The following is a 17,050-nucleotide window of genomic DNA, read 5'->3' as shown; positions in this document are numbered from 1 at the left end:
TGGGTAGCTATGTGCGGACGGGATAAGTGCTGAAAGCATCTAAGCATGAAGCCCCCCTCAAGATGAGATTTCCCATTCCTATAAGGAAGTAAGATCCCTGAAAGATGATCAGGTTGATAGGTCTGAGGTGGAAGTGTGGCGACACATGGAGCTGACAGATACTAATCGATCGAGGACTTAACCTAAATATTTGTGAATGGTCTTTACCCGTTATCTAGTTTTGAGAGAACACCTCTCAAATGGTTTGGTGGCGATAGCGAAGAGGTCACACCCGTTCCCATGCCGAACACGGAAGTTAAGCTCTTCAGCGCCGATGGTAGTTGGGGGTCTCCCCCTGTGAGAGTAGGACGCCGCCAAGCAAGCGAAAGACCAGCTTAGATAAGCTGGTCTTTTTTTGTTTGAAAAAAATTGAAGCGATTGTTGAGGCAATAGAATCAATATTGTCTCTTTTTTTAATGCAAATAAACAAGAGATATACACTGCATTCATATTGACAATATTAATATGAACAATTAGCATATTAAATAACCCGATGAAACTCAACAGAAATAAAAAATTGCTGATTATTTCCAAAAGAATCTCAAATGTAAAATAACGGATAAGGATGGTTGAAATGAAAGGCAGACATGTCATATTAGGATTGCTGATGAAAAAGAAGCGTTCAGGATACGATATAAACGAAATGTTGAAAACCGTTTTTTCTCATTTCTATGATGGCAGCTTCGGGATGATCTATCCGACGTTAAGGAAGCTTGAAAAAGAAGGGAAGATCGAGAAGGAAGTCATTATTCAAGAAGGAAAACCGAATAAGAATGTCTTTTCTATCACTCAAAAAGGCGTTCAAGAATTTAATGAATTTTTACGATCTCCTGTGAAGGAAGACAGTTTTCAGTCTGATTTTCTCGCCAGAATGTATTTTGGAGAATATGCTGAACATGACCAAATGATTGATTGGATTCGCGATGAAATCGAACGAAAAACGGCATTCATCAGCCAACTGGAAAAAGACTTTGTTGAATGGAAACCTGAGTTAACTGCCACACAAAAAATTTCGTTGGATGTAGGGCTGGCGATCTATAAAGCCCAAGTAAAAGTATTAAACGAAAAATTAGACAGCTTGGACGGAGAGAGAGAGCGGTAAATGAGGGGAATGAAGCTTCAAAGCAGCTTAAATAATGGGAACGGCTTTCACATTGTAGTGATCATGTGTATGGGCATCTTTTTATGCATGCTTGATACGACAATCATGAATATAACCATTCCGTCTATACAATCAGATTTACATCTATCATTAGAGCAAATCTCATGGGCGCTCAATATCTATACGATTATTTTTGCGGTGTTTTCAATATCTTTCGGCAGAATTGCAGATATTCTCGGCCGTCATAAAGTGTATATATTCGGTATCATTTTGTTTGCTTTTGGCTCCCTGTTCTGTGCTCTTTCCAAAGATGCAAATTGTTTAATCACAGGAAGGGGGATTCAAAGCATCGGTGCTGCGATCGTTTTTCCGACGAGTATGGTAATAGGTGTTGACGCTGTTCCTCTAGAAAAAAGAAACAGCGCCTTAGCCATATTGGGTGTTACGCAAGGGCTTGCTGCAGCTTTGGGACCGGCAATCGGAGGCATGATTACACAGTACGCCAGTTGGAGGTGGGTTTTTCTTATCAATCTTCCAATATGTATAATTAGCATTTTATTATGCTGTATATATCTTAATATTAAAAATGAACAAAAATTAACGGTTTCAATCGATTGGTTGGGGCTGATTTTCAGCGGTGTGTCTATATTCAGCCTTACACTTGTGCTTGTGAAGGGAAATGAGTGGGGCTGGATATCTTTAACAGCTGTTTTGTGTTATGCCATAAGCTTGGTGTTTCTACTATTATTTTTGCTCACAGAGAAATATTGCAAAAATCCAATGGTGAATTTACATCTGTTCAAGGATAGACAGTTTAAGGGAGCTGCCGTTACAGTCGTTTTAAGCAATCTGTTTTTAATTGGAGTTACGGTGATCCTGCCTACATATTTAACGAAAGTTCAAAATGAGTCAGAGCTGAGGGCGGCACTGTTGATGACTCCGGTATCGGCAATGATTTTTATATGTTCTCCAATAGCAGCTTTTGTTATAAAAAAACTCGGAAGTTTTATAACCGTTTTTACCGGATTCATTTTAATGTTTATTGCTTATTTTGTTTTATATCATGTAGATATGGGCGCAAGCTATACCGGATTGGTGATAAGCTGTTTCATACTGGGCGCAGGTTATGGGATCATTGTCGGGCCTATTACAGTGCTGGCTGCATCTTCTTTTAAGGGTGAAATGTTAACTGCTTCCCAGAGCGTAGTTGCCGCGCTTCGTCAAATAGGCATTGTGTTGGCGGTAGCCATTTATGTGAGCAGCTTGGATGTGAACATTAACAATAGTAAAGAACACATTTTTAATCATGCGAAAACCGTGGTGAAGAATTTTTCCCTGACAGAAGAACAGAAAACAGCTTTATTAGAAACGACAAAAAAGAATTTAGATAAAGAAAACATCAATGCCGTGGAAAATCAAGAGAGACAGGTTGTTTCTTCAAAGGAGAGAGAACAACTAATCAATCATAAGATCGACAAGAAACTCAGGGATATTTCTGAGAATGGAAGAAAATATGTAAGGAATTCGATAAAACAGGAAGTGACTGCAGAGGTTGATAAGCATTTGGCGCAAATCAACAAAACAGTGAGTGATTATCAACATGAAATAACTCGATTTCGTGACCAAGAGGTAAATTCCGCTTTTTTGACTTTATACAAAGTTTCATTGCCTTTTATTTTATTCAGCAGTCTTGTATCTTTCCTGTTTTTGAAAAGAAGGGTTAATCTTAGGAAGATCAATAAAAGCAAGGCCGATGCAACAAGGTGAACATGATCCATACAGTTGGCCTTCCTGAGAAAGTCGGCAAAACCGTATATCTCTTAATAAAATGGCATTTCTCCTTAATAAAAAAAGAAGAATCACCGATATAAGTATGGTGAAAAATATTAATGGAGGAAATGAAATGCAATCTGAAAAACATGAAGATCTGATTATGGAAGTTCCGGCAAATTTATTTAGAGGTATTGAATCGGTAGGAGGCAGACTGAAATTAACAAGTAAAGGTTTATCTTTTGCAACGCACCGTGTCAATTTTCAAAACAAACCGCTCGACATTAGCATTCAAGATATAGCAGAGGTTGAAAAGCGGAATACATTTCTGATTGTACCAAACGGGCTTAAAGTCGTCTTGAAAAATCAGCAGGAATACAAATTTGTTGTTGCAAAACGACAGGAATTCTACAACCATTTGAAGAACCTATTATAAGCATGGACATAAAAAGGCATTGCGGCAAAATGGTCTGCTGCTTTGCTTTTTGACTTAAAAACAGGATATTGCGCCCGAAAAAACTGAAAATAAAATTTTTTTAATATAACCTTTACAAATGGGTATGTTCCTGTATATAATAGTCCTTGTCAGATCGAGAGTTGATCGAATAACTGATGCGGAGGATTAGCTCAGCTGGGAGAGCATCTGCCTTACAAGCAGAGGGTCGGCGGTTCGATCCCGTCATCCTCCACCATCCATTTCCGAATGGGCCGGTGTAGCTCAATTGGTAGAGCAACTGAATCGTAATCAGTAGGTTGGGGGTTCAAGTCCTCTTGCCGGCACCACTTTTCTATGATATAATATAAAAGTTGCTGGAAAGAGAGAACCAACGGCTTTTATCTAAGATTTTCTTAGAGCCATTAGCTCAGTTGGTAGAGCATCTGACTTTTAATCAGAGGGTCGAAGGTTCGAGTCCTTCATGGCTCACCATTTTCATGCGGATGTGGCGGAATTGGCAGACGCGCTAGAATCAGGCTCTAGTGTCTTTTAAAGACGTGGGGGTTCAAGTCCCTTCATCCGCATTGCCAATCTTTTTCGCGGAAGTAGTTCAGTGGTAGAACACCACCTTGCCAAGGTGGGGGTCGCGGGTTCGAATCCCGTCTTCCGCTCCAACCATCCAAGCCGGGGTGGTGGAATTGGCAGACACACAGGACTTAAAATCCTGCGGTAGGTGACTACCGTGCCGGTTCAAGTCCGGCCCTCGGCATTGATAGATGCGCCCGTAGCTCAATTGGATAGAGCGTTTGACTACGGATCAAAAGGTTAGGGGTTCGACTCCTCTCGGGCGCGCCATTATAATAACGGGAAGTAGCTCAGCTTGGTAGAGCACATGGTTTGGGACCATGGGGTCGCAGGTTCGAATCCTGTCTTCCCGATTCTTTAAGGGGCCTTAGCTCAGCTGGGAGAGCGCCTGCTTTGCACGCAGGAGGTCAGCGGTTCGATCCCGCTAGGCTCCACTTTGTTATCTTTATAGTGATCATGGCGGCGTAGCTCAGCTGGCTAGAGCGTACGGTTCATACCCGTGAGGTCGGGGGTTCGATCCCCTCCGCCGCTATTAAAGGACCTTTAGCTCAGTTGGTTAGAGCAGACGGCTCATAACCGTCCGGTCGTAGGTTCGAGTCCTACAAGGTCCACCATTATTACGGAGGAATACCCAAGTCTGGCTGAAGGGATCGGTCTTGAAAACCGACAGGGGTGTCAAAGCCCGCGGGGGTTCGAATCCCTCTTCCTCCGCCATACATATTTTATCATCGCGGGGTGGAGCAGTTCGGTAGCTCGTCGGGCTCATAACCCGAAGGTCGCAGGTTCAAATCCTGCCCCCGCAACCAAAATATTTACTCATTAAATAAGGAGTGCCCGAAGGGTACAGCCAAAACATTGGTCCGGTAGTTCAGTTGGTTAGAATGCCTGCCTGTCACGCAGGAGGTCGCGGGTTCGAGTCCCGTCCGGACCGCCATTTTTAAAAAGGCTCGGTAGCTCAGTTGGTAGAGCAACGGACTGAAAATCCGTGTGTCGGCGGTTCGATTCCGTCCCGAGCCACCATTGTAGAAAATTTCATATGAATTGTGGCGGTTGTGGCGAAGTGGTTAACGCACCAGATTGTGGCTCTGGCATTCGTGGGTTCGATTCCCATCAACCGCCCCATGCGAAATGCGGGTGTAGTTTAGTGGTAAAACCTCAGCCTTCCAAGCTGATGTCGTGGGTTCGATTCCCATCACCCGCTCCATTTGTATATCATGGGCCTGTAGCTCAGCTGGTTAGAGCGCACGCCTGATAAGCGTGAGGTCGATGGTTCAAGTCCATTCAGGCCCACCATGATATTCCACAGTAGCTCAGTGGTAGAGCTATCGGCTGTTAACCGATCGGTCGCAGGTTCGAATCCTGCCTGTGGAGCCATCTGGAGAAGTACTCAAGTGGCTGAAGAGGCGCCCCTGCTAAGGGTGTAGGTCGCGTAAGCGGCGCGAGGGTTCAAATCCCTCCTTCTCCGCCATGATCATCATAAACGGCCCGTTGGTCAAGTGGTTAAGACACCGCCCTTTCACGGCGGTAACACGGGTTCGAATCCCGTACGGGTCATCTTTTTTAGTTTCCCTGTGTTTAAAGGCACAGGGGTTTTTTGTATTGTTTCGCTTCTTTTCGCATCAAGACTCCGGTCAATTTTTCTCAACAAAAAAATAATGTCGTTTGTCAAAACAGCTTTCGTCACTGACGATCAAGTAAGCAGCCAAGTTTTGCTTCTGGCACCGGAATAGCGTACGAACAATAAAACCAAAAGAAGCCGACTTACGTGTTTGTTAAAGTCCGAAAAACACCGGCGGCACAGCATTGAACCAGCCTCTAAATCAGGATAAGCCCCGCAAATCCGGGGCTTAGTCATCCTCTGTATAAGGTTCTTTTTCAGCCGGCGGAAGATCTCCAAATGAGGTCATAATGCCTTCTTCATCAAGAAGCTCCTCATATTTTTCATGCTCGATCGTCGGATAGACGGTGACCTCTTTGCCTGTGATATCTGTTGCAGCGTAGTTTTCGTAATCTTCGACATACCCCAAAGGTTCTTCATATTCCATGTACATCTGGCTGTATGACAGCGGCGGGACTGCTAAATCCTGCGGTGTTTCAGAGTTGCCGTAGCGTTCGACATCCTGATAGGCGTCTTCTGAATCATATGCAACATTTTCATCATTTTCATCGAGTTCAAAGCGCCCGAACGGAGGGGTTAATACCTCTTCTTCAATTGGACGATCCTTTGATACGGATACTGTTGAAGAATGTTCACTGCACGTCGTCGCCGTAGGAAGCACAGACAGCCTTTCATAAGGAATCTCTTTTCCGCATACCTCACAGCGCCCGTATGTCCCTTTTTCAATGAGGGAAAGGGCATGTTCGATATCGTGCAAATGCTCCCTTTCATGCTCATAAAGGGCGAGATCCTTTTCACGTTCATAAAGCTCTGTTCCTTCATCTCCGGGGTGATTGTCATAAGAGGACAGCTCTCCCGTTGAGTTGAAAGGATATGTGACATCCATGCCAAAATGGCCGCTGTCTTTAAAACGGCTGACAATTTGTTCTTTGCCTGCTTTAAGCTCTTTTTCGAGTTTTGACAACTGTTCTCTTGTTAGCACATGCATCGCCTCGTTTCTAAAAAGTGCTGCCTTTTTAGTATGAACGATTTTAAACAGAACTTTCATTGTAAAAAAAGCAAAAAAAAAGAGCCTTAAAGGCTCTTTTTAAACAAAATAATGAATCACGAGGGCAAGCGCCAAAAGCAGGCCGAAAAATGTGTTCGTCTGGGCCGTTGATTTCATGGCGACCATCAGATCAGCCGGCTTTTCTTTTGCCTTGAATTCTTTAATCGCTTTTATCGGCTTCGGGAGGCTTAACAGAACAAGGAAGCTCCATACCGTGAGGATCCCTAACGCGACATAGAGCCCGATTAGCACATAGGAAACAATAAACACCCAGCTTAAAATCTGGACGGCGTTTTTTCTTCCCGCCAAAATAGGAAGCGTTTTTCTCCCGTTTTCTTTATCTCCGACCAGATCGCGAATGTTATTGGACAGGTTGATTCCCCCGACCAAAATTGTAATCGGAAGGGAGACCAGAAAGACGCTCCACGTCAGTTCTCCGGTCTGGAGAAAATAGGAGATGAGGATAATGATCATTCCCATAAAAACGCCTGACATGATTTCGCCAAACGGTGTATATGAGATCGGAAGCGGACCTCCAGTGTAAAGGTAGCCGACGGCCATGCAAATTAACCCGATGAGCGCCAGCCACCAGCTAGAAGATATGCAAATATAAATTCCGAGCAGCACGGCGGCCGCGAACAATCCGTATGCCAGGTACAATACCGTTTTCGGCTTCATTCCGTAGCGGACAATGGCGCCTCCGATGCCGACCGAGTTCTCATTATCAAGCCCGCGGACGAAATCGAAATATTCATTGAACAAATTCGTTCCGATTTGAATCAGTATGGAGGCGACAAGCATGGCTAAAAACAGCCAAATGTCGATCCGGCCTGTTTCAAGTGCCAGAACCGTCCCGAGTGTAACAGGGACAAATGCGGCTGTCAGTGTATGCGGTCTTGTTAACATCCACCATACGCGCCAGCTTTTATCCGGCTTTATTCCAGAAACACTCCCTGAAAGTGATTGATGCTGCATAAGTTTGACTCCTTTAGTTTTAATACGTACACGTCCATACTAAGTTTAGAAAAAGTTAAAAAAGGTGTCAATATAATGGGTGATATTGTTATAAAAAAAGCGGTGACACAACAAGTGAAAAATAATAAACCACCTTGTCTTTTTCAATCGGCTGATTACGTTTATAATAGAAAGGAGTCTGTTTACAAAGTGTCGTTTTGTTGACACATATCGTTCACAGGTGTATGGTTATAAAAGCATTTTACGGACTTTGGAGGAGTGTAATCATGGTGGCAACAGTGCAGCGCACTTTCCTGCGGGAAGCGCCTGAAGCATTAAATATCATCAAAAAAGTCAACCATGCTGTTTTAATAAGTTATTCCATAAAAATAAAAAACATAGATGCCCTTTCCTTTTTTAAAAGCGGTGACAAAACGTTTGCCGGGAAACGGTTTTTTTGGTCTGATCCCGACGGCGAACTGACGCTTGTCGGTCTGGGAAAGGAATTATCGATTTCGACAAGCCAAAAGGATGCCGGCCGTTATCGGGACATATATGAACAATGGGAGCGTTTAAAAGAAAGAGCCTATCACTTCCATGAAGGCGACAGCCTTCATCAAACGGCAGTGGGGCCTTTGCTGTTCGGCGGCTTTTCTTTTGATCCATTGGAAGAAAGAGAACAGCATTGGAGCTATTATCCGGAAGGCGCTTTTTTTGTTCCTTCCGTTATGCTGACGAAAGCCGAAGATGAAGCATTTATCACGGTGAACAAATGGACATCTTCTGATGAGGATGGACGAAAGGTCCTGGAAGATCTAAAGGCTTCTGTTCCAGAGCTGGCAAACGTCAACGCTTTCAGGGAAGATGAAAAGCAGCACGTACAGATAGAAGCGAAAGAAGAATTGCATGTTTCGGAGTGGCTTGATGCGATTCGCCATGCGACTGGCGAAATCAAAAAAGGAAAATATGATAAAATCGTCCTGGCCAGAGAAATCCTCCTGAGGTTTCATGAGCCTGTCCGGCTTCATAACGTATTATCCAAGCTCATGTCTGAGCAAAAGACGAGCTATATTTTCGCCATCGAAGAAAACGGTACAAGCTTTGTCGGCGCTTCCCCAGAACGGCTGATTAAAAAAGACGGGAACAAGGTGCTGTCCACATGCCTGGCGGGTTCGATCAAAAGAGGCCGGACCGAGCAGGAAGACAGAATGCTTGGGCTTGAACTGTTAAATGATGAGAAAAACCTCATTGAGCACGACATCGTGGTCAACATGATAAACCAGGCGTTTCTGGCAAATTGCAGCCACGTCAAAAAGCCGGCGAAGCCGAGCCTGTACAAAACAAAAAATGTCCAGCATCTATATACCCCTGTCGTCGGCCAAATGAATGATGATGCGTCGCTCTTTGATTTAATTGAGGAACTGCATCCAACTCCGGCTCTTGGAGGTGCTCCGCAGCAAAAAGCGGTCGAGGTTATCAGAAACATTGAACCGATGTCTAGAGGATGGTATGCGGCTCCGGCTGGATGGGTCGACTTCGGCGGCAACGGGGAATTTGCCGTTGCGATACGCTCCGGGTTGATCGATTCAAATGAGGCGAGACTTTTTGCAGGCTGCGGAATTGTCGCTGATTCTGATCCAATGCTGGAATACGAGGAAACGCAAATAAAACTGAAGCCTATGCTGTCCGCACTTGGAGGCGATACCCTTTGACAGAAAATCCGATTACAAAATATATAGGCAACTTTATTGATGAGCTTTCACTTGCAGGCGTGACCGAAGCTGTCATCTGCCCGGGGTCAAGATCGACGCCCCTTGCGATTCTGGCGGCAGCCCATCCGGATATGAACATTCATGTCCATGTTGATGAAAGATCGGCAGGATATTTTGCATTGGGGATGGCAAAAGCGAAACGAAATCCCGTTGCATTGATCTGTACGTCGGGAACGGCAGCCGCGAATTTTTACCCGGCGGTTGTTGAAGCTCATTATTCCAGAATACCGCTGATTGTCTTAACGGCTGATCGGCCGCATGAGCTTCGGGAAGTAGGAGCACCTCAGGCGATTGATCAGCAATTCTTATTCGGCAACTTTGTTAAGTATTTCACAGACTCGGCTCTGCCTGATGCGCATCCTGATATGCTGGCATACATCCGCACGGTGGCCAGCCGTGCCGTCGGAGAAGCGTCAAAAGCGCCGAACGGGCCGGTGCACATTAATTTTCCGTTAAGAGAGCCGCTCATGCCTAACCTTGATGATGAGCCTTTTCAAAGAACGGAAACAAGCCGCCATGTGTCGGTGGCAAACGGCCGTGCCGCAGCTGATCAACAAGCTCTTGAATCATTGATGGCTCTGATCAGGAACACGGAAGAAGGCGTGATTGTTTGCGGAGAGCTTCTGAATGAAGATGTGAAGCGCCATATTTTATCGCTTTCAGAAACAACGGGATATCCGATTTTGGCTGATCCGCTGTCAAATCTGAGAAATGGCGGGCATTCAAAGGAATCGGTGATTGATTCTTATGATTCGTTGTTAAAAGATGAAGAGCTGAAAGGTTTGCTCATGCCAAAGCTTGTTATCCGGTTTGGCCCGATGCCGGTTTCAAAACCGCTGTTCCAGCTATTAAAACAACATCCGGCAATCGAACAAATCATCGTCGATCCCGATGGCGGCTGGCGCGACCCGACACATCGCGGCAGCTATATGCTCCACTGTACAGAGCAGGAATTCGCAGAAGCCGCGGCTGTTTCAATTTCTGAAAAAAGATCGGAACAATGGCTTGAAAAATGGAGGTTTGCAGGCAGCCGATTTCGTCATCTTTTAAGAAATCTTGAAGTTGAGGATCTTACATTTGAAGGAAATGTGTACCGCAACCTGCAGCATTTCATTCCGGACAACAGCTCCCTTTTCGTCGGAAACAGCATGCCGATTCGCGATGTTGACACTTTTTTTGAAAATCAGGACCGGTCTTTCCGGATCTTGGCCAACAGGGGGGCAAACGGAATTGACGGGGTCGTTTCCACAGCGCTTGGCATATATGCAGCCACAAAGAAGCCGGTGACGCTCGTGATTGGGGATTTATCATTTTATCATGATTTAAACGGCTTATTGGTTACTAAGACGCTGGACATTCCGTTGACGGTCATCCTCGTCAATAATGACGGGGGAGGGATTTTCTCATTTCTTCCCCAGTCTGCTGAAGAACGGTATTTTGAACAATTGTTCGGGACGCCGACCGGGCTGGAATTTGAACATGCTGCAAAATTGTATGGAGGACGCTACATCTGTCCAGAGTCTTCCGCACATTTCGCAGATGCCTACCTGTCTGCTGTCAACCGCAGCGGGCTTGATATCATCGAAGTGAAAACAAAACGCAAGAGCCGTGTTCAGCTCCATCGCCGGCTGCTTGACAAGGTGCTCGATGACTTGAAAAGGGAGTGGCCGTTTTGCGACTGACATTGCGTGACGGTGTTCAATATGAGGTGGAAGACAGCGGAACAGCTGCTGAAAAAACGGCTGTTTTTCTGCACGGATTTACTGGGAGCGCCAACACATGGGACGGCATTGACGAACATTTGCAAGGCGTCCGTGTCATCAAATTGAATTTGCTGGGACACGGTCAAACCGATTCGCCCCCTGATAAACGTCGTTATACGACAGAAGAACAAATCGCCGATCTTGTGGAGATTTTTGAGCAATTGAAGCTGAAAACCGTTTACTTGGTCGGATATTCAATGGGAGGAAGGCTTGCTCTCTCATTTGGGATGACACATCCGGGCCGCGTGGCGGGTCTTGTGCTGGAAAGCAGCTCCCCGGGGCTTCAGACGCAGGAAGAAAGAAAAAGCCGCATCATTCATGATTGCCGGCTCGGCGAGAGGATTATAAATGAAGGGGTCGAATCGTTCGTCGATTATTGGGAGGCTATACCGCTGTTTGCTTCCCAGCTGTCGCTTGACGAACCGGTAAGAAAGAAAATCCGTGAAGAGCGTCTGAGCAATAATCCGCTCGGCCTTGCGGGCAGTCTGGCCGGGATGGGGACCGGTTCACAGCCGTCATGGTGGGACAAGCTGGATGAGATCACATATCCCGTCCTTCTCATCGCCGGCGGCCTTGACCAGAAATTTGTCGCGATCAATCAGAGCATGTACCGGAAAATTCCGGGCAGCCGCCTTGTCATCGCTGAACAAACGGGACATGCGGTTCATGTGGAAGCGCCCGATTTTTTTGGTAAAATAGTAAGTGAATTTATTTTAATGTAGGAGGTCACGTACATGACTGTAGAATGGAAAAGCGAACGTCAATATGAAGACATTTTATATGAAACATACAACGGTATTGCAAAAATTACGATCAATCGTCCCGAAGTACATAACGCGTTTCGACCGAAAACCGTTACTGAGCTTATCGATGCATTTGCCTATGCAAGGGATGATGCGGATATCGGCGTGATTATCCTGGCCGGCGCCGGAGACAAGGCGTTTTGTTCAGGCGGGGACCAAAAGGTTAGAGGACACGGCGGATATGTGGGAGAAGACCAAATTCCGCGTTTGAACGTTCTTGATTTGCAGCGTTTAATTCGCGTGATTCCGAAGCCTGTCGTTGCGATGGTTTCAGGATATGCGATCGGCGGAGGCCATGTGCTGCATATCGTATGCGACTTGACAATTGCCGCGGACAATGCGATTTTCGGACAAACCGGGCCGAAAGTGGGCAGCTTTGATGCAGGATACGGTTCAGGCTATTTAGCGCGGATCGTCGGACATAAAAAAGCCCGCGAAATCTGGTATCTGTGCCGTCAATACAACGCTCAGGATGCGCTGGAAATGGGCCTTGTCAACACGGTTGTTCCGCTTGAGAAGCTTGAAGAAGAAACGATTAAGTGGTGTGAGGAAATGCTTGAGAAAAGTCCGACTGCGCTTAGGTTCCTTAAAGCGGCATTCAACGCCGATACGGACGGACTTGCGGGCATCCAGCAATTTGCCGGAGATGCGACGCTCCTTTACTACACGACAGATGAGGCGAAAGAGGGCCGTGACGCGTTTAAAGAAAAACGCCGTCCTGACTTTGGACAGTTCCCTCGTTTTCCTTAAGAAAGATAAAAGAAACAGCTTGGTGCTACTGAGCTGTTTTCTTTTATCACCCGAGACATTTTCTGTGGAGATGATGACATGTTAATGGACCAGCCGAACTGGCTTGCACAGCGTGCAGAACTGACACCCGACAGGCTGGCTGTGATTCAGGAAAAACAGCAGCTGACCTTTCTGGATTTGTATGAAAAAACGAAAAAAATGGCCGCACAGCTGAACAGCTGTTCCATCGGAAAAGGGGATACTGCTGCATTACTGTTAACAAACCGGATGGAGATGGTCATTGCGGTCCACGCTTGCATATTTCTCGGTGTCAGGATCGTTTTACTGAATACGAAGCTGTCAACTGCGGAAAGAATGTATCAAATTGAACATTCGGAGGCCAAGCTGTTGATTACGGAACAGCCCTTTGCCGAAGATCATAAGGAAAGCCCTTCTGTCCGGACGATTGAAATAGAAGAAGTCCTGAACATAAAGGCCGATCCGCTTTTAAAACCGGCGGACATCCATTTGGATGATACAGCCACCATCATGTATACATCGGGTACGACCGGGCGGCCGAAAGGGGTTATGCAAACATTTGCCAACCATTATTTCAGCGCGGTTTCCTCAGCTTTGAATTTGGGGCTTGCGGAGAATGAACGGTGGCTGATCGCTCTGCCGCTCTTTCATATCAGCGGGCTGTCAGCCTTATTTAAATCCGTCATTTATGGAATGACCGTTGTGCTTCACCAAAAATTTGACGCAGACGATGTTCTTCGTTCGATCGATGATCATCAGGTCACGATTATATCTGTCGTCCAGACGACGCTTTCCCGGCTGGCCGCACGTGTGAAAAGCTGCCCAGAATCGTTGAGATGCCTTTTGCTTGGGGGTGGGCCCGCCCCTTACGCGTTGCTTGAAGAGTGCAAACGGAAGCGGCTGCCTGTCGTCCAGTCGTACGGGATGACTGAAACATGCTCGCAAATTGCGACGCTAGCACCTGAACACAGCATCCAAAAGCTTGGATCAGCCGGAAAGCCGCTTTTCGCTTCAAGCATCAGAATTGAAAAAAACGGAGCGGCTGCTAAAGCAGGCGAGCATGGTGAAATCACCGTGAAAGGGCCGACTGTCATGAAAGGCTATTTAAAGAATAAAGCGGCAAACAAAAAGTCGTTCAATGATGGCTGGTTTAGAACCGGCGATATCGGGTATTTTGACGATGACGGGTTTTTATATGTGCTGGACAGACGGTCTGACTTAATTATCTCAGGCGGGGAAAATATCTATCCGGCCGAAGTTGAAGCGGTGCTCATGGCGCACCCGTCCATAGATGAAGCGGGTGTGAAGGGAGCTGATGACGAGACATGGGGAAAGGTTCCCCACGCCTATCTTGTCGTCCATGAGCCTGTTGATGAACAGGAATTGATCCGCTACTGCAGAGAACGGCTCGCTGCATATAAAGTTCCGAAAGCTTTTCATTTTGTCGGGCAGTTGCCGCGCAATGCCTCGAATAAATTGATGAGACACAAACTGTAGAAGGAGATCGCCATGATTCAAATCAGACAGCTGACATTGTACCACCTCAGCATGTGGTTGAAAAAGCCCTTTACATCAAGTTTGGAAACCTTTCAGGAACGAAAATTTATCATTATAGAAGCCGAAGACAAAAACGGTGTGACAGGCTGGGGGGAAGTTTCAGCTTTTTCATCTCCCTGGTACACGGAAGAGACAACTGAGACATGCTACCACATGCTCAAAGATTTTTTTATCCCGGCTGTGCTTCGCGAATCATTCGCACATCCATCGCAAATTCCTGAAACACTTCGCGGTTATAAGGGCAACAGGATGGCCAAAGCAGGGCTTGAAGCCGCGTTTTGGGACATTTACGCTCAGATCAACGGCATTTCTTTAAGCAAAGCCCTCGGGGGAGTCAAACAGGAGGTTCCCGCCGGGGTTGTCGTCGGGCTTGCGCCGTTAGATGACATGCTCCAGGAAATAGATCAATATGTAAAAGAAGGATATCAAAGAATAAAACTTAAAATTCAGCCTGGACAGGATATCGAACTGTTAAAAGAAATCCGCAGGCATTTTCCGAGGGTGCCGCTGATGGCTGATGCAAATTCTTCCTATGAACTAAAAGATATCAGCCGGATCAAGGAACTTGACGAATTCAAGCTCATGATGATTGAACAGCCGCTTGATGATGATGATATTGTTGATCACCGCCATTTGCAAAAGCATATTAAAACCTCAATTTGCCTTGATGAAAGCATACGCTCCGCTGATGATGCGAGAAAAGCAATTGAGCTCGGCAGCTGCAAAATCATCAATATCAAACCGTCAAGGGTCGGCGGTTTGACAGAAGCGCTGAAAATTCATGATCTTTGCAAAAAGCATAACATGCCTGTCTGGTGCGGCGGCATGTTTGAAACAGGCATTTCCAGAGCGCATAATATCGCGCTCAGCTCTCTGCCCCAATTTTTGATCCCAGGGGACATTTCGTCGTCTTCCCGCTACTGGGAAGAGGATATCGTGAAACCGGAAATCCGGATTAACAACGGGTTTATCAAAGTGCCGGACAGGCCCGGCATGGGGTTTGAAGTTGATGGGAATATTTTAAGAAAACATTCAGTCAAAATGGATGTTTTTAAAAATTGAAATAAATAAGGGGGATTTTTGATTTTCGAGATTTGTTTTCCCCGCCCCCTTCCTGTATATTGAAGCTGTACATTATCCCTTCTCGTTTGGACCGGCTCTGACAAAGCCGGTTTTTTATATGCAGAGGATGTCCCTCAGGGCCCCCTTTGAAAAATAGCCCGTTTTTTATCAACCAGACAACGATAAAGACGGGCTATTGGCGCCATCTTTTTTATTAATTTACATCGATAGATACCGCTGTTTCATCCATCAGACCATTCTTCAATCCACATCATTTTTTCATTTTAAAATAAAAAAATAGTCTAAATTTATTGACAAACTTTCGACACAAATGTAAATTTTGATTTATTCATATTAAATATCTAGGAATAAAGAGATTAATTTTTTCGGATATTTGCAGCCCAAAATGATGATAAAAGGAGAAAACGTCATGACAAACGAAAAAAAACAAATCAAATTAGGCGTGTTCCTTGCGGGAACAGGACATCATGTGGCATCTTGGCGGCATCCGGATGCTCCCGCAGATGCAAGCATGAATCTGGATTATTTCAAAGAGCTGGCCAAAACAGCAGAGCGGGGCAAACTGGATATGCTGTTTCTAGCTGACAGCCTGTCGATAGACAGCAAATCGCATCCCAATGTGTTAACAAGATTCGAGCCGTTCACTTTGCTTGCCGCATTGGCGCAGGTGACATCTAGCATCGGACTGGCAGCGACTGCTTCGACAACTTACAGTGAACCGTTTCATATTGCCAGACAGTTTGCTTCACTGGATCACATTTCGGGCGGACGCGCCGGCTGGAATGTAGTGACCTCCTCCATTGAATCCACTGCGCTGAATTTCAGCGGGGAGAAGCACCTTGAACACCATCTGCGCTATCAGCGGGCCGAGGAATTTGTAGAGGTTGTAAAAGGCCTATGGGATTCCTGGGAAGAAGATGCCTTTATCCGGGATAAGGAAACAGGCGAGTTTTTTGATCAAGAAAAAATGCACGAGCTCAACCATAAAGGGGAGTACTTTTCAGTCCGCGGACCTCTAAATGTCGCAAGAACCCCGCAAGGCCGGCCGGTTATCATTCAAGCGGGCTCATCAGGGGACGGAAAAGCGCTCGCCGCTAAAACAGCTGAAGTGATATTTACGGCGCAAAACCATTTAGAGTCGGCTCAGGAATTTTATCAATCAATCAAACAACAGGCTGCCGGGTTCGGCCGGGACCCTGAGAAGATCGCGATTATGCCGGGCATTTTCCCAGTGATCGCCGATACCGAAGAAGAAGCGAAGGCTAAATATCAAGAACTTCAGGATTTAATCATTCCAGCTGTCGGCCTGCAAATTCTCCAAAATTATCTGGGCGGAATCGACTTGTCTGCATATCCGCTCGACGGTCCTCTGCCCGAATTGGATCCGGAGGCTTCAAATGCGGTAAAAAGCCGCTTTAAGCTTGTTCAAGAAATGGCCAAGCGAGATAACATGACAATACGCGAGCTTTATCAATACGTTGCTGGCTCCAGAGGCCACCACATCTTTGTCGGCACCCCGGAGCAGCTGGCCGACAAGATGCAGGAATGGGTGGATCATAAAGCATGTGACGGGTTTAATATCATGCCGCCGCTTCTTCCGGAGGGACTTGAGCTGTTCGTTGACAAGGTCGTTCCGATCTTGCAGGAACGCGGAGTATTCAGAACAGAATATGAAGGCGCAACATTAAGGGGTCATTTCGGTTTGGAACAACCGGCAAACCGCTATTCAAAAAAATAAAAGGAGGAGGTACG

At 46.0% G+C, this 17,050-nt stretch carries 12 protein-coding genes, 21 tRNA genes and 2 rRNA genes (1 of these 35 only partly in view); 33 read left to right on the top strand and 2 right to left on the bottom strand.

Going from position 1 to position 17,050, the window contains the following annotated elements; genetic code table 11:
• The 26 genes from R5H20_RS18230 to R5H20_RS18105 all read left to right on the top strand — a co-directional run.
• Positions 1-185: ribosomal RNA gene (locus R5H20_RS18230) — 23S ribosomal RNA — on the top strand; it begins 2,748 nt to the left of the window's first position.
• Positions 186-243: 58 nt separating this feature from the next.
• A 5S ribosomal RNA gene (gene rrf / locus R5H20_RS18225) occupies positions 244-359 on the top strand.
• 254 nt (positions 360-613) lie between these two features.
• A complete protein-coding gene (locus R5H20_RS18220; protein ID WP_006636048.1) occupies positions 614-1,141 on the top strand; it encodes a PadR family transcriptional regulator in 528 nt (175 codons plus the stop codon).
• A complete protein-coding gene (locus tag R5H20_RS18215; protein ID WP_006636049.1) occupies positions 1,142-2,908 on the top strand; it encodes an MFS transporter in 1,767 nt (588 codons plus the stop codon). It abuts the gene before it with no gap.
• 136 nt (positions 2,909-3,044) lie between these two features.
• Positions 3,045-3,347 (top strand): PH domain-containing protein, encoded by a 303-nt coding sequence (locus R5H20_RS18210; RefSeq protein ID WP_006636050.1) that lies wholly within the window; start codon positions 3,045-3,047, stop codon positions 3,345-3,347.
• Between the two features lie 180 nt (positions 3,348-3,527).
• A tRNA-Val gene (locus R5H20_RS18205) sits at positions 3,528-3,603 on the top strand.
• 15 nt (positions 3,604-3,618) lie between these two features.
• A tRNA-Thr gene (locus R5H20_RS18200) sits at positions 3,619-3,694 on the top strand.
• 69 nt (positions 3,695-3,763) lie between these two features.
• Positions 3,764-3,839, top strand: a tRNA-Lys gene (locus R5H20_RS18195).
• A 7-nt stretch (positions 3,840-3,846) separates the two neighbouring features.
• Positions 3,847-3,931, top strand: a tRNA-Leu gene (locus tag R5H20_RS18190).
• A 15-nt stretch (positions 3,932-3,946) separates the two neighbouring features.
• Positions 3,947-4,021, top strand: a tRNA-Gly gene (locus R5H20_RS18185).
• Positions 4,022-4,030: 9 nt separating this feature from the next.
• Positions 4,031-4,116 (top strand) — tRNA-Leu (locus tag R5H20_RS18180).
• A gap of 9 nt (positions 4,117-4,125) precedes the next feature.
• Positions 4,126-4,202, top strand: a tRNA-Arg gene (locus tag R5H20_RS18175).
• Positions 4,203-4,211: 9 nt separating this feature from the next.
• A tRNA-Pro gene (locus tag R5H20_RS18170) sits at positions 4,212-4,285 on the top strand.
• Between the two features lie 8 nt (positions 4,286-4,293).
• Positions 4,294-4,366, top strand: a tRNA-Ala gene (locus R5H20_RS18165).
• Between the two features lie 24 nt (positions 4,367-4,390).
• Positions 4,391-4,464 (top strand) — tRNA-Met (locus R5H20_RS18160).
• Between the two features lie 5 nt (positions 4,465-4,469).
• A tRNA-Ile gene (locus tag R5H20_RS18155) sits at positions 4,470-4,546 on the top strand.
• Positions 4,547-4,553: 7 nt separating this feature from the next.
• Positions 4,554-4,646, top strand: a tRNA-Ser gene (locus tag R5H20_RS18150).
• A 15-nt stretch (positions 4,647-4,661) separates the two neighbouring features.
• A tRNA-Met gene (locus tag R5H20_RS18145) sits at positions 4,662-4,738 on the top strand.
• 51 nt (positions 4,739-4,789) lie between these two features.
• Positions 4,790-4,866 (top strand) — tRNA-Asp (locus tag R5H20_RS18140).
• Positions 4,867-4,876: 10 nt separating this feature from the next.
• Positions 4,877-4,952 (top strand) — tRNA-Phe (locus R5H20_RS18135).
• A 26-nt stretch (positions 4,953-4,978) separates the two neighbouring features.
• Positions 4,979-5,054: transfer RNA gene (locus R5H20_RS18130), tRNA-His, on the top strand.
• An 8-nt stretch (positions 5,055-5,062) separates the two neighbouring features.
• Positions 5,063-5,136 (top strand) — tRNA-Gly (locus R5H20_RS18125).
• Positions 5,137-5,148: 12 nt separating this feature from the next.
• Positions 5,149-5,225, top strand: a tRNA-Ile gene (locus tag R5H20_RS18120).
• 6 nt (positions 5,226-5,231) lie between these two features.
• A tRNA-Asn gene (locus tag R5H20_RS18115) sits at positions 5,232-5,306 on the top strand.
• 3 nt (positions 5,307-5,309) lie between these two features.
• Positions 5,310-5,400 (top strand) — tRNA-Ser (locus R5H20_RS18110).
• 14 nt (positions 5,401-5,414) lie between these two features.
• A tRNA-Glu gene (locus tag R5H20_RS18105) sits at positions 5,415-5,486 on the top strand.
• Positions 5,487-5,779: 293 nt separating this feature from the next.
• Here R5H20_RS18105 and R5H20_RS18100 read toward each other — a convergent pair.
• On the bottom strand, positions 5,780-6,532 hold the full coding sequence (locus R5H20_RS18100; protein WP_006636051.1) for a TraR/DksA C4-type zinc finger protein: 753 nt from the start codon (positions 6,530-6,532) through the stop codon (positions 5,780-5,782).
• 105 nt (positions 6,533-6,637) lie between these two features.
• Positions 6,638-7,573, bottom strand: coding sequence for a 1,4-dihydroxy-2-naphthoate polyprenyltransferase (locus R5H20_RS18095; RefSeq protein ID WP_006636052.1), 936 nt, complete (start codon positions 7,571-7,573; stop codon positions 6,638-6,640).
• 266 nt (positions 7,574-7,839) lie between these two features.
• Between R5H20_RS18095 and R5H20_RS18090 the strand changes: the two genes are divergently transcribed.
• The 7 genes from R5H20_RS18090 to R5H20_RS18060 all read left to right on the top strand — a co-directional run bounded on the left by R5H20_RS18090 (position 7,840) and on the right by R5H20_RS18060 (position 17,036).
• A complete protein-coding gene (locus R5H20_RS18090) occupies positions 7,840-9,264 on the top strand; it encodes an isochorismate synthase (protein ID WP_006636053.1) in 1,425 nt (474 codons plus the stop codon).
• Positions 9,261-11,006: a 2-succinyl-5-enolpyruvyl-6-hydroxy-3-cyclohexene-1-carboxylic-acid synthase gene (menD, locus tag R5H20_RS18085; RefSeq protein ID WP_006636054.1), complete on the top strand. Its 1,746-nt coding sequence runs from the start codon at positions 9,261-9,263 to the stop codon at positions 11,004-11,006. The genes R5H20_RS18090 and menD overlap by 4 nt, the downstream gene beginning before the upstream one ends.
• Positions 10,988-11,809 carry a 2-succinyl-6-hydroxy-2,4-cyclohexadiene-1-carboxylate synthase gene (gene menH, locus R5H20_RS18080; RefSeq protein WP_029419215.1) on the top strand — a complete coding sequence of 274 codons (822 nt, stop codon included), beginning with the start codon at positions 10,988-10,990 and terminating at the stop codon, positions 11,807-11,809. The genes menD and menH overlap by 19 nt, the downstream gene beginning before the upstream one ends.
• A gap of 12 nt (positions 11,810-11,821) precedes the next feature.
• A complete protein-coding gene (gene menB / locus R5H20_RS18075) occupies positions 11,822-12,640 on the top strand; it encodes a 1,4-dihydroxy-2-naphthoyl-CoA synthase (RefSeq protein ID WP_006636056.1) in 819 nt (272 codons plus the stop codon).
• Positions 12,641-12,718: 78 nt separating this feature from the next.
• Positions 12,719-14,155, top strand: coding sequence for an o-succinylbenzoate--CoA ligase (locus tag R5H20_RS18070; RefSeq protein ID WP_006636057.1), 1,437 nt, complete (start codon positions 12,719-12,721; stop codon positions 14,153-14,155).
• 12 nt (positions 14,156-14,167) lie between these two features.
• The gene (gene menC, locus R5H20_RS18065; RefSeq protein WP_006636058.1) at positions 14,168-15,277 is read left to right on the top strand and encodes an o-succinylbenzoate synthase; all 1,110 of its coding nucleotides are present in this window, start codon (positions 14,168-14,170) and stop codon (positions 15,275-15,277) included.
• Between the two features lie 430 nt (positions 15,278-15,707).
• The gene (locus R5H20_RS18060) at positions 15,708-17,036 is read left to right on the top strand and encodes an LLM class flavin-dependent oxidoreductase (protein WP_006636059.1); all 1,329 of its coding nucleotides are present in this window, start codon (positions 15,708-15,710) and stop codon (positions 17,034-17,036) included.
• Positions 17,037-17,050 lie beyond the last annotated feature (14 nt).

Origin of the sequence: Bacillus sp. KICET-3 (assembly GCF_033261025.1) — a bacterium.
Lineage (GTDB): Bacteria > Bacillota > Bacilli > Bacillales > Bacillaceae > Bacillus > Bacillus sonorensis.
The sequence above is the reverse complement of the archived record's forward strand: the minus strand, read 5'-3'. Positions and strand labels throughout refer to the sequence as shown.

Coding starts and splice junctions, on each gene's coding strand:
- R5H20_RS18220 (WP_006636048.1), top strand. CDS start 614: ATGAAAGGCAGACATGTCATATTAGGATTGCTGATGAAAAAGAAGCGT.
- R5H20_RS18215 (WP_006636049.1), top strand. CDS start 1,142: ATGAGGGGAATGAAGCTTCAAAGCAGCTTAAATAATGGGAACGGCTTT.
- R5H20_RS18210 (WP_006636050.1), top strand. CDS start 3,045: ATGCAATCTGAAAAACATGAAGATCTGATTATGGAAGTTCCGGCAAAT.
- R5H20_RS18095 (WP_006636052.1), bottom strand. CDS start 7,573: ATGCAGCATCAATCACTTTCAGGGAGTGTTTCTGGAATAAAGCCGGAT.
- R5H20_RS18090 (WP_006636053.1), top strand. CDS start 7,840: ATGGTGGCAACAGTGCAGCGCACTTTCCTGCGGGAAGCGCCTGAAGCA.
- menB (WP_006636056.1), top strand. CDS start 11,822: ATGACTGTAGAATGGAAAAGCGAACGTCAATATGAAGACATTTTATAT.
- R5H20_RS18070 (WP_006636057.1), top strand. CDS start 12,719: ATGTTAATGGACCAGCCGAACTGGCTTGCACAGCGTGCAGAACTGACA.
- menC (WP_006636058.1), top strand. CDS start 14,168: ATGATTCAAATCAGACAGCTGACATTGTACCACCTCAGCATGTGGTTG.
- R5H20_RS18060 (WP_006636059.1), top strand. CDS start 15,708: ATGACAAACGAAAAAAAACAAATCAAATTAGGCGTGTTCCTTGCGGGA.